General features: G+C 60.2%; 12 protein-coding genes. 8 read left to right on the top strand and 4 right to left on the bottom strand.

Annotated elements, in window-relative coordinates:
• Window positions 1-42: 42 nt before the first annotated feature.
• Complete coding sequence (locus tag AC1D2P_RS08030; RefSeq protein ID WP_477811377.1) at window positions 43-1,356, bottom strand: NAD(P)/FAD-dependent oxidoreductase; 1,314 nt, start codon at window positions 1,354-1,356, stop codon at window positions 43-45.
• 147 nt (window positions 1,357-1,503) lie between these two features.
• Here AC1D2P_RS08030 and AC1D2P_RS08025 point away from each other — a divergent pair, with 147 nt between their 5' ends.
• Entirely contained in the window at window positions 1,504-1,857 is a 354-nt protein-coding gene (locus tag AC1D2P_RS08025; RefSeq protein WP_109785732.1) for a YkgJ family cysteine cluster protein, read from the top strand.
• A gap of 118 nt (window positions 1,858-1,975) precedes the next feature.
• Here AC1D2P_RS08025 and AC1D2P_RS08020 read toward each other — a convergent pair whose 3' ends face one another.
• On the bottom strand, window positions 1,976-2,464 hold the full coding sequence (locus AC1D2P_RS08020) for an Lrp/AsnC ligand binding domain-containing protein (RefSeq protein WP_003177284.1): 489 nt from the start codon (window positions 2,462-2,464) through the stop codon (window positions 1,976-1,978).
• Window positions 2,465-2,621: 157 nt separating this feature from the next.
• Here AC1D2P_RS08020 and dadA point away from each other — a divergent pair, with 157 nt between their 5' ends.
• The 6 genes from dadA to AC1D2P_RS07990 all read left to right on the top strand — a co-directional run bounded on the left by dadA (window position 2,622) and on the right by AC1D2P_RS07990 (window position 8,772).
• Window positions 2,622-3,926 carry a D-amino acid dehydrogenase gene (gene dadA, locus AC1D2P_RS08015; protein WP_109785770.1) on the top strand — a complete coding sequence of 435 codons (1,305 nt, stop codon included), beginning with the start codon at window positions 2,622-2,624 and terminating at the stop codon, window positions 3,924-3,926.
• The gene (locus AC1D2P_RS08010; RefSeq protein WP_109785731.1) at window positions 3,898-4,251 is read left to right on the top strand and encodes a RidA family protein; all 354 of its coding nucleotides are present in this window, start codon (window positions 3,898-3,900) and stop codon (window positions 4,249-4,251) included. The genes dadA and AC1D2P_RS08010 overlap by 29 nt, the downstream gene beginning before the upstream one ends.
• Window positions 4,252-4,364: 113 nt before the next feature.
• A complete protein-coding gene (alr, locus tag AC1D2P_RS08005) occupies window positions 4,365-5,438 on the top strand; it encodes an alanine racemase (protein WP_109785730.1) in 1,074 nt (357 codons plus the stop codon).
• A gap of 128 nt (window positions 5,439-5,566) precedes the next feature.
• The gene (locus AC1D2P_RS08000; protein ID WP_007947433.1) at window positions 5,567-6,115 is read left to right on the top strand and encodes a cupin domain-containing protein; all 549 of its coding nucleotides are present in this window, start codon (window positions 5,567-5,569) and stop codon (window positions 6,113-6,115) included.
• 183 nt (window positions 6,116-6,298) lie between these two features.
• A complete protein-coding gene (locus AC1D2P_RS07995; RefSeq protein ID WP_033053381.1) occupies window positions 6,299-6,715 on the top strand; it encodes a c-type cytochrome in 417 nt (138 codons plus the stop codon).
• A gap of 134 nt (window positions 6,716-6,849) precedes the next feature.
• Window positions 6,850-8,772, top strand: a complete 1,923-nt coding sequence (locus tag AC1D2P_RS07990; protein ID WP_477811376.1) for an acetyl-CoA hydrolase/transferase C-terminal domain-containing protein — start codon at window positions 6,850-6,852, stop codon at window positions 8,770-8,772.
• Between the two features lie 128 nt (window positions 8,773-8,900).
• Here the strand turns inward: AC1D2P_RS07990 and AC1D2P_RS07985 are convergent, their stop codons facing one another.
• Window positions 8,901-9,473, bottom strand: a complete 573-nt coding sequence (locus AC1D2P_RS07985; protein WP_027926370.1) for a xanthine phosphoribosyltransferase — start codon at window positions 9,471-9,473, stop codon at window positions 8,901-8,903.
• Window positions 9,474-9,558: 85 nt separating this feature from the next.
• Window positions 9,559-11,568 (bottom strand): DNA helicase Rep, encoded by a 2,010-nt coding sequence (gene rep, locus AC1D2P_RS07980; RefSeq protein WP_046030650.1) that lies wholly within the window; start codon window positions 11,566-11,568, stop codon window positions 9,559-9,561.
• Between the two features lie 262 nt (window positions 11,569-11,830).
• Between rep and AC1D2P_RS07975 the strand changes: the two genes are divergently transcribed.
• A complete protein-coding gene (locus AC1D2P_RS07975; protein WP_046030649.1) occupies window positions 11,831-13,504 on the top strand; it encodes a putative bifunctional diguanylate cyclase/phosphodiesterase in 1,674 nt (557 codons plus the stop codon).
• The last annotated feature ends 83 nt before the right edge of the window (window positions 13,505-13,587 follow it).

Genomic DNA, 13,587 nt, shown 5'->3' with positions numbered 1-13,587 from the left:
GGGCTTGCCCGCGATGGCGTCTGTGCTGGCACCGAAGACCCCTCAGGCCAACTCTTTAAGCCGATGCCAAAGCATCCCCAACGCCAACAACGGTGAACGCAAATGTTTGCCGCCAGGGAAGGTGATGTGCGGCACCTTGGCAAACAGATCGAACCCGCCGCTGTGCTGGCCACTGATCGCCTCGGCCAGCAACTGGCCGGCCAGATGCGTGGCATTTACCCCATGACCGGAATAGGCCTGGGCGTAATACACGTTGGGCTGGTCTTTAAGTCGGCCGATCTGCGGCAGCCGGTTGGCGCCGATGCCGATCATCCCGCCCCATTGATAGTCGATTTTCACCGCGCCCAGTTGCGGGAAGACGTCCAGCATCTTCGGTCGCATGTACGCCGCGATGTCTTTCGGATCACGGCCTGAATAGTGACAGGCGCCCCCAAACAGCAGGCGCCGGTCTGCCGAGAGGCGATAGTAATCGAGCGCCACCCGCTGATCGCAGACCGCCATGTTCTGCGGCAGCAGGGCGTGCGCCTGTTCTTTGCTCAAGGGTTCGGTGGCAATGATGTAGCTGCCGGCCGGCAGGACCTTGCCGCTGAGTTCAGGGTTGAGTTGGTTGAGGTAGGCGTTGCAGCCCAGTACCAGAGTCTTGGCGCGGACCGAGCCCTGGGCCGTGTGGACTTTGATTTCGGGGCCGTAATCGATGCGGGAGACCGCCGACTGTTCAAACAACAGCGCCCCCAATTGCTGGGCGGCGGCCGCTTCGCCCAGTGCCAGGTTCAGTGGGTGCAAATGCCCTGAGCCCATGTCGATCAGGCCGCCAACGTAACGGTCGGAGCCCACCACCGTGTGCATTTCATTGGCTTGCAGCAGGCGGGTTTCATAGCGGTAACCGAGGCYGCGCAGCTCTTCGGCGTCTTCGGCGAAGCCTTCGAGGTCGCGTGGCTTGTTGGCCAGGTCGCAGTAACCCCAGGTCAGGTCGCAAGGGATCTGAAAGCGTTCGACACGCTGGCGGACGATTTCCACCGCCTCAAGGCCCATGAGTTTCATCTGACGCACGCCGTCCGCACCGATCACGTTGGCGAACTGGTCCAGGCCATGGCCGACACCGCGAATCAACTGCCCGCCATTGCGTCCGCTGGCACCCCAGCCAATCTTGTGGGCTTCAAGCAGGATGACACTCAAGCCACGCTCCGCCAGTTCAAGCGCCGTGTTCAGCCCGGAAAACCCGCCGCCGACCACGCACACATCCGCTACCAGGTCACCGTTGAGCGCCGGATAGTCAGGCTGCGGCAGGCTGCTGGCGGCGTAATAAGAGGCGGTGTGCTGGTGGCCTGGGGCGGATTGCTGAGCACCGGCATTCATGGGCGTATTCCCGATTCTGGCGTTTGGAAAATTTGACGGAGCATAAGCCGGACCTTCGGATGCGGGCAACATTGGTCGGCTGCTGCTGTATGGATCGGCGCCTTTGCTTCAGAATCGCGCTCTATTTCGCTTTTGGTCACCGCTTCAATGAGCTGCAACAGTCAGAAAATACGCACACTGCGCCAGCAGATTCCGTCGTTCGAGTGTGTGCCCGGCTGCCATGACTGCTGTGGGCCGGTGACGACCTCGCCGGAAGAAATGTCCCGCCTGCCGCGCAAGACCCGCGCCGAGCAGGATGCGGCGATGGATGAACTCAATTGCGTTCACCTGGGGCCCAACGGCTGCACGGTCTATGACGAGCGACCGCTGATCTGCCGGTTGTTCGGCACCACCAAGACGCTGCCATGCCCGAATGGGCGGGCGCCAGTGGAACTGATTCATCCACGGGTGGAGAAGCAGATTCATGAGTACATGGCCAGTACCCGCCAAGTTCTCGTTTGATCGTTCCCACGCTCTGYGTGGGAATGCCTCTTCGGACGCTCTGCGTTCGGCTTTGGATGGGACGCAGAGCATCCCGGGCTGCATTCCCACGCGGAGCATGGGAACGATCAGTGGAGGGTCAATCCGGAATCGGCAGGCTCAAGCTCTCTTTCACCTCTTCCATCACGATGTAGCTCTTGGATTCGCGCACATGCGGCAACTTGAGCAGGATATCGCCCAGCAGTTTGCGGTACGAGGCCATCTCGGAAATCCGCGCCTTCACCAGATAGTCGAAATCCCCTGACACCAGGTGGCATTCCAGTACATGGGGCAATTTCAGCACTGCACGTCGGAACTCTTCGAAAGTATCGCCGGATTTGTAGTCGAGACTGATCTCGACGAACACCAGGAGACTACCCTTCAGGTGTTGCGGATTGAGCCGGGCGTTGTAGCCCATGATGATCCCTTCGCGCTCCAGACGCCGGACCCGCTCCGTACAGGGCGTGGTCGAGAGCCCGACCTTTTCCCCCAGTTCCGTGAAGGAGATACGTCCGTCCGCTTGCAGGATCCGCAAGATGTTGCGATCGATCTTGTCCAGCTCCCGTTTGGTCTGGGTGTTGGTACGCATAGGGGATGCGCCTCCGTGAAAAGGGTTTTTGCCGAGAATTGTCGCCAAATATAGCCGCTTATATAGTGAAAATCACTGGCAAATCTTTTTTACACTGCGCTCATCACTGTTTGAATACAACACACGTCAGCGGTCAGCCGCGATGAGGGATATGAAAATGCGCGTTATGGTCTTGGGTAGCGGCGTCATCGGTACCGCCAGTGCTTATTATCTGGCTCGGGCCGGGTTTGAAGTGGTGGTGGTGGACCGTCAGCCGGCCGCTGCCATGGAGACCAGTTTCGCCAACGCCGGCCAGGTTTCGCCGGGTTATGCCTCGCCGTGGGCGGCGCCGGGTGTGCCGCTCAAAGCCATCAAATGGCTGTTGCAGCGCCACGCACCGCTGGCGATCAAGGCCACTGCCGATATCGATCAGTACCTGTGGATGGCGCAGATGCTGCGCAACTGCACCGCCAGCCGTTACGCGGTGAACAAGGAGCGCATGGTCCGCCTGTCCGAGTACAGCCGTGACTGCCTCGACGAACTCCGCGCTGAAACCGGCATTGCCTATGAAGGCCGTAGCCTGGGCACGACGCAACTGTTCCGCACCCAAGCTCAACTGGATGGCGCCGCCAAAGACATCGCGGTGCTGAAAGAGTCCGGCGTACCGTTCGAACTGCTCGACCGCGCCGGCATTGCCCGCGTTGAGCCGGCGCTGGCCAGCGTCACCGACATCCTCGCCGGCGCCCTGCGCCTGCCGAACGACCAGACCGGCGACTGCCAGATCTTCACCACCCGCTTGGCCGAAATGGCGGTGAAACTGGGTGTGGAATTCCGCTTCGGCCAGGACATTCAGAAGCTCGACTACGCCGGTGATCGCATCAACGGCGTGTGGATCGACGGCAAGTTGGAAACCGCTGACCGCTACGTGCTGGCGCTCGGCAGCTACTCGCCGCAATTGCTCAAGCCGCTGGGGATCAAGGCGCCGGTGTACCCGCTCAAGGGTTACTCGCTGACCGTGCCGATCACCAACCCGGCCATGGCCCCGACCTCGACCATTCTCGACGAGACCTACAAGGTCGCGATCACCCGTTTCGACAACCGCATCCGCGTCGGCGGCATGGCGGAGATCGCCGGTTTTGACCTGTCGCTGAACCCGCGTCGGCGCGAAACCCTGGAGATGATCGTCAACGACCTTTATCCTCAGGGCGGCGATCTGGCCCAGGCCAGTTTCTGGACCGGTCTGCGTCCGACCACCCCGGACGGCACGCCGATCGTTGGCGCGACACCGTTCAAGAACCTGTTCCTGAACACCGGTCACGGCACACTCGGCTGGACCATGGCTTGTGGCTCCGGTCGCTTGCTGGCTGACCTGATGGCGAAAAGAACGCCGCAGATCAGCGCCGAAGGCCTCGATATTTCCCGTTATGGCAATAAGACCCAGGAGTCCGCAAAGCATGTCAGTCCAGCGCCAGCTCACCAATGAGCGCATGAGTCAGATCGTCAGCCACAACGGCACCGTGTATCTGGCCGGGCAAGTCGGCGATGACTTGAGCGCCGGGATTGAACAGCAGACCCGTGAGACCCTTGCCAACATCGAGCGTTTGCTCGATCTGGCCGGTACTGACAAGAACCACCTGTTGTCGGTCACGATTTACCTGAAAGACATTGATGCACACTTCGAAGGCATGAACGCGGTATGGGACCAGTGGCTGCCAAAAGGCGTCGCACCCGCGCGTGCCACGGTTGAATCGAAACTGTGTGAACCGGAGATCCTGGTTGAGCTGTCGGTTGTAGCCGCTCTGCCATAATTGATCTGAAACCAGTAGCTCAGAAAGATCCCTCTCCCGGTGCTGTTGGCGGTTGATGCTGTCAGCCAGCGCCGGTTTTTCTTCCCCAATGACCCGACCAGAAGTCTGCCGCCATGCGTCCTGCCCGTGCCCTGATCGACCTTCAAGCCCTGCGTCACAACTACCGAATCGCCCGTGAAATCACCGGGGCCAAGGCCCTCGCGGTGATCAAGGCCGATGCCTACGGCCATGGCGCAGTGCGTTGCGCCCAGGCGCTGGAAGTCGAGGCAGACGGTTTTGCCGTGGCCTGCATCGAGGAAGCGCTGGAGCTGCGTTCCGCGGGCATTCGTGCGCCGGTCCTGCTGCTGGAAGGGTTCTTCGAAGCTGACGAGTTGTCGCTGATTGTCGAGCATGATTTCTGGTGTGTGGTGCATTCGCTCTGGCAGCTTGAAGCCATCGAGAAAGCTTCGCTGAGCAAGCCGATCACCGTCTGGCTGAAGCTGGATTCGGGCATGCATCGGGTGGGCTTGCATCCAAAGGATTATCAGGCGGCCTATCAACGGCTGCTGGCCAGCGGCAAGGTGGCAAAGGTTGTATTGATGAGCCACTTCGCCCGGGCCGATGAACTGCACGAGCAGTCCAGCGCCGAGCAGGTCGCGGTATTTGAAGCCGCGCGCCAGGGTTTGTCGGCAGAGATCAGCCTGCGCAATTCGCCGGCGGTGCTGGGTTGGCCGCAGATTCCGAGCGATTGGGTGCGTCCGGGCATCATGCTGTATGGCGCGACGCCATTTGAAGAAGCCAACGCAGTCGCCTCACGCCTGCAACCGGTGATGACGCTGGAATCGAAAGTGATCAGTGTGCGTGAACTGCCGGCCGGTGAACCGATTGGTTACGGTGCGAAATTCATTACACCCAAGCCGATGCGTGTGGGGGTGGTGGCCATGGGGTATGCCGACGGCTATCCGCGTCAGGCGCCCACCGGTACGCCGGTGCTGGTGGCCGGGCAGCGCAGCCAGTTGATCGGCCGCGTGTCGATGGACATGCTCTGCATCGACCTGACCGATGTACCGCAAGCCGGTCTCGGTTCGACCGTCGAGTTGTGGGGTAAAAACATCCTCGCCAGCGACGTGGCGGCGGCCGCGGACACGATTCCTTATCAGATCTTCTGCAACCTGCGCCGGGTGCCACTGCTCTATTCCGAGGGCTGACACCCAGCGGTCCACACCGGAAGTCGCCTCGTCCCACAGGATTCAGGTCCAAGTGTTGTAAATACTGAACGCTGTCGCCATGATAACGCTCAATATTCCTACAACCTGAATCCCTGGAGGCGCAAGCATTGGACGTCGGTGAACGACTGCAATCCATCCGTAAGCTCAAAGGCCTTTCGCAGCGTGAGCTCGCCAAGCGCGCGGGTGTCACCAACAGCACGATTTCGATGATCGAGAAGAACAGCGTCAGCCCCTCGATCAGTTCGCTGCGCAAAGTACTGGGCGGGATTCCCATGTCCATGGTCGAGTTCTTTTCTGAAGAAATCCTGCAGGAAAAACCGACGCAGATCGTCTACAAAGCCAACGAACTGATCGATATTTCCGATGGCGCAGTGACCATGAAACTGGTCGGCCGTGCTCATCCGAGCCGGGCCATCGCCTTTCTGAATGAAATCTACCCGCCAGGCGCCGATACCGGTGACGAGATGCTCACCCATGAGGGCGAGGAGACCGGCATTTTGGTGGAGGGTCGGCTGGAACTGGTGGTCGGGCTTGAAACTTTTGTGCTCGAAGCCGGCGATAGCTACTACTTTGAGAGTACCAAGCCGCATCGTTTCCGTAATCCGTTCGATGCGCCGGCGCGACTAATCAGCGCAGCGACACCGGCGAATTTCTAAGTAAAGAAGGCGCCCTGCCAGTCAGGCCGAGGCACCCAGGCAGTTTTTCCGCTGCAGCATAAGACCCCTTCGACTTTGGGGTTGTTTCAGTGTGGCGGGCTTACCGCTATACTTGCGCCCGCCTGCGAACCGTGGCCGTAGGCGTGACTAGCCACCATTGAGGGTGAACGCGTGAATCTAATTATGAAAATGCTGGCTGTACCAGCAACCGTATTGGCCCTTTGGGCTGTCAGCGCTCAAGCTGCGACGAACGACGATATTGCCAAACGCCTTGAGCCAGTCGGCCAGGTTTGCGTTCAGGGCAAAGAGTGCAAGGGGATGGAAGTTGCTGCCTCTGCTGGCGGTGGTGGCGGTGCCAAAACCCCTGACGAGGTGATTGCAAAACATTGCAACGCTTGCCACGGCACTGGCCTGTTGGGCGCACCGAAAATCGGTGACGCCGCAGCGTGGGGCGAGCGTGCCAAGAAGGAAGGCGGTGTTGACGGCCTGCTCGCAAAGGCGATCTCCGGCCTCAACGCAATGCCGCCAAAAGGCACCTGCGCCGATTGCGCGGACGCCGAGCTCAAAGGCGCCATCCAGAAGATGTCCGGCCTGAAATAAGCCCACATCTTCAGCAAAAAAACCGCTTTCGAGCGGTTTTTTTGTGCCTGCGATTTGTGCCTGAGACTGTTCATTGCAGCAAAGACCCGGCAAGCTCGGTCCAACCCGAATCACGGAATGTAAGGGAGGATCAGATGGTTCAGCTGTGTTCAATCGAACAGGCCGTGGATGATGTGTTGGCACGGTTGCCGGCGCACATTCACATGGGCTTGCCCCTTGGCCTGGGTAAACCCAACCACTTCGTCAACGCGCTGTACCAGCGCATTGCGCAACTGCCGCAGCGGCGACTGACGATCTACACCGCGCTGTGCCTGGGCCGTCCGGCATTGGGCGATGGTTTGCAGAAGCGCTTCCTCGAACCCTTCATCGAACAGGTATTCGGCGACTATCCGGAGCTGGATTTTCTGCAGGGTCTGCACAAAGACAACCTGCCGCCGAACATCCACATCCAGCAGTTCTTCATGCAGCCCGGCAGCCTGCTGCACAGCGCGTCAGCCCAGCAGGACTACGTCAGCAGCAACTACAGCCACGCCGCACGGGACATCAACGCTGCCGGTTTGAACCTGGTCGCGCAATTGGTGGCGAGCCACAGCGATCATCCCGATCGCCTGAGCCTGAGTTGCAACCCGGACATCACCCTCGACCTGTTGCCCATGATTGCCAAACGCCGGGCGGCGGGGGAGACGATCCTGCTGGTGGGCCAGGTGCACAACGACTTGCCCTATATGCCAGGCGACGCGGAGGTGGGCATCGACACCTTTGATCTGCTGATCGACAAGAAAGACAGCACCACGCTGTTTTCCACGCCGAACATGCMGGTGGGCTTTCAGGATCACTTCATCGGCCTGCACGCCAGCACTCTGGTGCGCGACGGCGGCACGCTGCAGATCGGTATCGGCGCCATGGGCGATGCGCTGACGGCGGCGTTGCTGGCGCGTCAGGCCGACAATGACGGTTACAAGGCTTTGCTGGCAGACGTGAATCTGAGCCAGTGGGCGCAGTTGATCGAGCGCGAAGGCGGCCTCGAACCTTTCGCCAGAGGCCTGTACGGTTGCAGCGAAATGTTCGTCAACGGCTTGCTGGTGCTCGCGGATGCCGGGATTGTGCGGCGCAAGGTCTATCCCGACGTCCTCACCCAGCAGCAGGCGAATGCCGGCACTCTGGACGAGGCCGCGCAAACCGACGGCATTTCGATTCACGGCGGGTTTTTCCTGGGATCACGCAGTTTCTATGAGCGCTTGCGGGAATTGCCGCAGAGCAAGCGCGTTGAATTCAACATGACCCGCATCAGCTACATCAATGAGCTTTACGGTCAGGAAGAACTCAAGCGCCTGCAGCGCCTGGATGCGCGCTTCATCAACACGGTGTTCACCATGACCCTGCTCGGCGCCGGTGTGGCCGATCAGTTGCAAGACGGGCGAGTGCTCAGCGGTGTGGGCGGGCAGTACAACTTCGTCGCCCAGGGGCATGCACTGGAAGGCGCACGTTCGGTGCTGCTGCTGCGCAGTTGGCGTGAGGCGGGCGGTGAGGTCAGTTCGAACATCGTCTGGGAGTACGGCCACTGCACGATCCCCCGGCACCTGCGCGACATCGTGGTCACCGAGTACGGTATCGCCGACTTGCGCGGCAAGACGGATGCGGCCGTGATCGAGTCCTTGCTGAATATCAGCGACTCACGGTTCCAGTCGGGGCTGATCGAGCAGGCGCAGAGCGTTGGCAAGTTGCCCAAGGACTTCCGTCTCGACCCACGTTTCGCCGATAACAGTCCGCAGCGATTACAGACGATTCAGGGGCGGCATCCGAACCTGTTTCCGGAGTATCCGCTGGGCAGTGATTTCACCGCGGTGGAGCGCGACGTGTTGCGGGCCCTGAACTGGCTGAAGAGCAAGTTCAAGCTGACGGAGATTCTGGAATTGGGCAGGGCGGCACTGGATGCGCCAGAGGCTTCGGCGTTTCCAGAGCATCTTGAACGGATGCAACTGACCCACCCGGATGGGCTGAAGGAAGACCTGTTTCAGCGATTGCTGCTGGCCGGTCTGAAAGCCACCGCGCAATAACAACCACCACAAAACCCTGTAGGAGCCGWGCTTGCTCGCGTTGAGGCCATAACATTCAACATCAATGTCGAATGTCCGGCCGCCATCGCGAGCAAGCTCGGCTCCTACAGGTTTTGCAGTGTTGCGGCTTACTCGATGAAGGTCACAACACCACCGGCCAGCGACTGCACGCGGGCCAGCGATTCAACGCGATAACCCTGCGCATCCAGTTCCGCACGGCCACCCTGGAACGACTTCTCGATCACGATGCCCAAACCGGCCACGGTCGCGCCCGCCTGTTTGATGATCGAAATCAGTGCCTGCGATGCCTTACCGTTGGCCAAAAAGTCATCGATGATCAGCACGCGGTCGCTGCTGGTCAGGTGGCGCGGGGAAATCGCCACGGTGCTTTCGGTCTTCTTGGTGAACGAGTAAACGGTCGCCGACAGCAGGTTTTCAGTCAGGGTCAGGGACTGCTGCTTGCGGGCGAAGATCACCGGCACGCCGAGGTTCAAACCGGTCATGATCGCCGGGGCGATGCCCGAGGCTTCGATGGTGACGATCTTGGTGATGCCCGAGTCCTTGAACAGCGCGGCGAATTCGTCGCCGATCAGCTTCATCAGGGCCGGGTCGATCTGGTGGTTCAAAAAGGCGTCTACCTTCAGGACCTGATCGGAAAGCACGATGCCTTGTTCGCGAATTTTCTGGTGCAGTGCTTCCATGAAGCGTTCCTCTACTGGCGCCATGTGCGCCGAGCTTGTCAAAAAGTGTTCGGTTAAAAATGCTTTGATTAAAAAGTGCTCAATTCTAGCGCTTTAACATCGCGCGTATATCCGCCAATGCGGTATTTCCGCGAACGGCTTTGACTTCAACCGGTGTGTCGTCGTTGCCTTCCCACGCCAGATCGTCCGGCGGCAGCTCATCAAGGAAGCGGCTCGGCGCGCAGTCGATGATTTCGCCGTACTGCTTGCGCTTGGCGGCGAAGGTAAAGGCCAGGGTCTGGCGCGCGCGGGTAATCCCGACGTAGGCCAGGCGGCGTTCTTCTTCGATGGTGTCGGCTTCGATGCTGGAGCGGTGCGGGAGGATTTCCTCTTCCATGCCCATGATGAACACGTAAGGGAATTCCAGGCCTTTGGACGCGTGCAAGGTCATCATTTGCACACCTTCGGCGCCGTCTTCCTCTTCCTGCTGGCGTTCGAGCATGTCGCGCAGGACGAGTTTGCCGATGGCGTCTTCGACGGTCATCTCGCCTTCTTCGTCTTTCTCCAAGGTGTTTTTCAACGCCTCGATCAGGAACCAGACGTTGCCCATGCGGTAATCGGCGGCCTTGTCACTGGAGCTGTTGGTGCGCAGCCAGTTCTCGTAGTCGATGTCCATGACCATGCTGCGCAATGCCGAGATCGGGTCTTCGCCGGCGCACTGCTCGCGCACCTTGTCCATGAAGCGCTTGAAGCGCGACAGGCGATCGGTGAAGCGCGTGTCCAGATGCTCACCCAGACCGATCTCATCGGTGGCGGCGTACATCGAGATTTTGCGTTCGGTGGCGTAGTTGCCGAGCTTTTCCAGGGTGGTCGAACCGATCTCCCGGCGTGGGACGTTGATCACCCGCAGGAAGGCGTTGTCGTCGTCCGGGTTCACGATCAGGCGGAAGTAGGCCATCAGGTCTTTCACTTCCTGACGCCCGAAAAAGCTGTTGCCGCCGGAGAGGCGATACGGAATCTGGTGGTGTTGCAGCTTCAGCTCGATCAGCTTGGCCTGGTAGTTGCCGCGATACAGGATCGCGAAATCGCTGTACGGGCGGTCCGTGCGCAAATGCAGCGTCAGCAGTTCCACCGCCACGCGCTCGGCTTCGGCGTCTTCGTTGCGGCAGCGGATCACGCGGATTTCGTCGCCGTGGCCCATCTCGCTCCACAGCTGTTTTTCGAACTCGTGCGGATTGTTCGAGATCAGCACGTTGGCGCAACGCAGGATGCGGCTGGTGGAGCGGTAGTTTTGCTCCAGCATCACCACTTTCAGGGACGGATAGTCGTCCTTGAGCAGCATCAGGTTTTCCGGACGGGCGCCGCGCCAAGCGTAAATCGACTGGTCGTCGTCGCCGACCACGGTGAACTGGTTGCGCGTGCCGATCAGCAATTTCACCAGCAAATACTGGCTGGCGTTGGTGTCCTGGTATTCGTCGACCAGCAGGTAGCGGACTTTGTTCTGCCACTTTTCGAGGATGTCGGCGTGTTCCTGGAACAGCTTTACCGGCAGCAGGATCAGGTCGTCGAAGTCCACCGCGTTGAACGCCTTGAGCGTGCGCTGATAGTGGGTGTAGACGATGGCGGCGGTCTGCTCCTTGGGGTTGCGCGCGTTTTCCAGGGCTTCGGCGGGCAGGATCAGGTCGTTTTTCCACGAGCCGATCATGTTCTTGATCTCGTCGACGCCGTCGTCGCCCGCGTATTCCTTCTGCATGATGTCGGTCATCAAGGCTTTGACGTCAGTTTCGTCAAAGATCGAGAAGCCCGGTTTGTAACCCAGGCGCACGTGTTCCTTGCGGATGATGTTCAGGCCCAGATTGTGGAAGGTGCACACGGTCAGGCCACGGCCTTCGCCACCCTTGAGCAATGTGCCGACCCGTTCCTTCATCTCGCGCGCGGCCTTGTTGGTAAAGGTCATGGCGACGATGTACTGGGCGCGGATGCCGCAGTTCTGGATCAGGTGCGCAATTTTGCGGGTGATCACGCTGGTCTTGCCGGAGCCTGCACCGGCGAGCACCAAAAGAGGGCCGCCGACGTAGCTCACGGCTTCTTGCTGCCGGGGATTGAGTCGGGACATACAGAATTCAGGGAGTCGTTTGTGAAATGGGCCGGCATTTTAACAGGCTCAGCGAATTGTGCTGCTCTGTCCGACTTGTGACGTAACACGCTTTCTCTAATTGCCGGTTTTGTTACTTTCAAGCAGGATGCGCGGTGAATGTGCGGCTAATGTTCTTATTCCGGGCGCAAAACGCGTTTGATAACCGATGTCATTTGGTCATTGGTTACCCGCGCGGCATAATGCCCGCCGCCTACATCTTTGCAGAGTCTAGGGAGCTAGCTTGTCTACGCCTGTCGAACCCTTGCGTTTGCTGTTACTGGCCGAAGAGCCAGCGTGGGCAGCGTTGTTGCGCGAGTGTCTGGCTCCGATGGGGAGCTCGGCCGTGCTCATCAGCGCGCCGAGCTGGGAGTCGGTCAGCAGTTTGTTCGATGACAACCGTAACGCGGTGTTGTTGACTGTTCCTGCACTTCAGCCGCTACCGGGTCGTTGCAGCTTGCCGACGGTGTTGTTGCTCGAGCACGAGCCAGTGACGACGCCCGACAGCGTGAGTGACTGGCTGGTGCGTGACCTGCTCGATGCCGGCATGCTGCGCCGTTGCCTGCGGCATGTGCGCGAGCGTGGCTTGCTGGAAAACACCTTGCAGCGTCTGGCCGAGCAAGACCCGTTGACCGGCATCGCCAATCGCCAGGGTTTTCAGACCCTGCTGGCAGCGCGCCTCGCAGAAAACGACGGCCGGGGCCTGGCCCTCGGTCACCTGGACCTCGACAACTTCCGTCACGCCAACGATGCCCTCGGCCACCAGGCCGGCGACCGATTGATTCTGCAAGTGGTCGCTCGGCTCAAAAGCCAACTTGAGGCCGGCGACCAACTGGCGCGCCTGGGCAGTGACGAATTCGCCCTGCTGATCGACACCCGCCGTGCGCCTCAGCGCGCCGAATGGATGGCCGAGCGCATCACCGAAGCACTGGCAGAACCTTACTGGGTCGACGGCGAAAGCCTGTTGATCGGGTCCAGCCTGGGCATTGCCCACGCCCGGGTCCAGGCCGGCGCCGACCCGCTGATGTGGCACGCGCACATCGCCATGCAGCAAGCCAAGAGCACGCAAGGCTGCACCTTTCACATCTTCAACGAACGCATCAACCGCAACGCCCGCAGCATGGCCGATCTCGAAAGCGAGTTGCGCCGGGCTTTGCGGCGTGACGAACTGGAACTGCACTACCAACCCCGCCTGAACCTGGATGACGGCCAGATCGTCGGCCTTGAAGCCCTGGTGCGCTGGCGGCACGCCGAGCGCGGTTTGTTGCCACCGAGCGAATTCGTACCGCTGGCCGAGCAAAGCGGTTTGATCGTGCCGCTCGGTTACTGGGTGATTTCCCGGGCCCTGCGCGACATGCAGGCCTTGCGTGAGCAGGGGCTGCCGGCGTTGCACATGGCGATCAACCTGTCGTTCCGGCAGTTTCAGGACAGCCAATTGCTGTCCACGTTGAGCCGGTTGATTGCCGAGCGTGGTGTCGAAGCGCAGTGGCTTGAATTCGAACTGACGGAAACCGCGGTGATGCGTCGCAGCGATCTGGTCAAGCAAACCATGGACGCCCTCGGGCGGCTGGGCGTGCGCTTCTCGCTGGATGACTTCGGCACCGGGTTCTCGTCCTTCGTGCACCTCAACAGCCTGCCGATCGCGTTGCTGAAGGTCGACAAGAGCTTTGTCGGCGGCATGGAAGAACGTGAGGAGAATCGCAAACTGGTCCACGCGATGATCAACCTGGCGCACAACCTCAATCTCGAGGTGGTTGCCGAAGGGGTGGAAACACCGGAACAGCTGGATCTGTTGCGCGGTTTTGGCTGCGATCAGGTGCAGGGCTACCTGATCAGCAAGCCGCTGCCGTTGGCGGAGCTGGTTGAGTATTTGACGTCAGCCAGCGATCAGCAGCCAGTGCTGGAAGTCGTGAACTAGCGAGGATCCTGTAGGAGCAAGGCTTGCCCGCGATRCAGGCGACACGGTCTTGCAGGCACACCGCGTTATCGTTCATCGCGGGC

This window comes from Pseudomonas sp. P1_F1_2, from assembly GCF_056405815.1.
The sequence above is the reverse complement of the archived record's forward strand: the minus strand, read 5'-3'. Positions and strand labels throughout refer to the sequence as shown.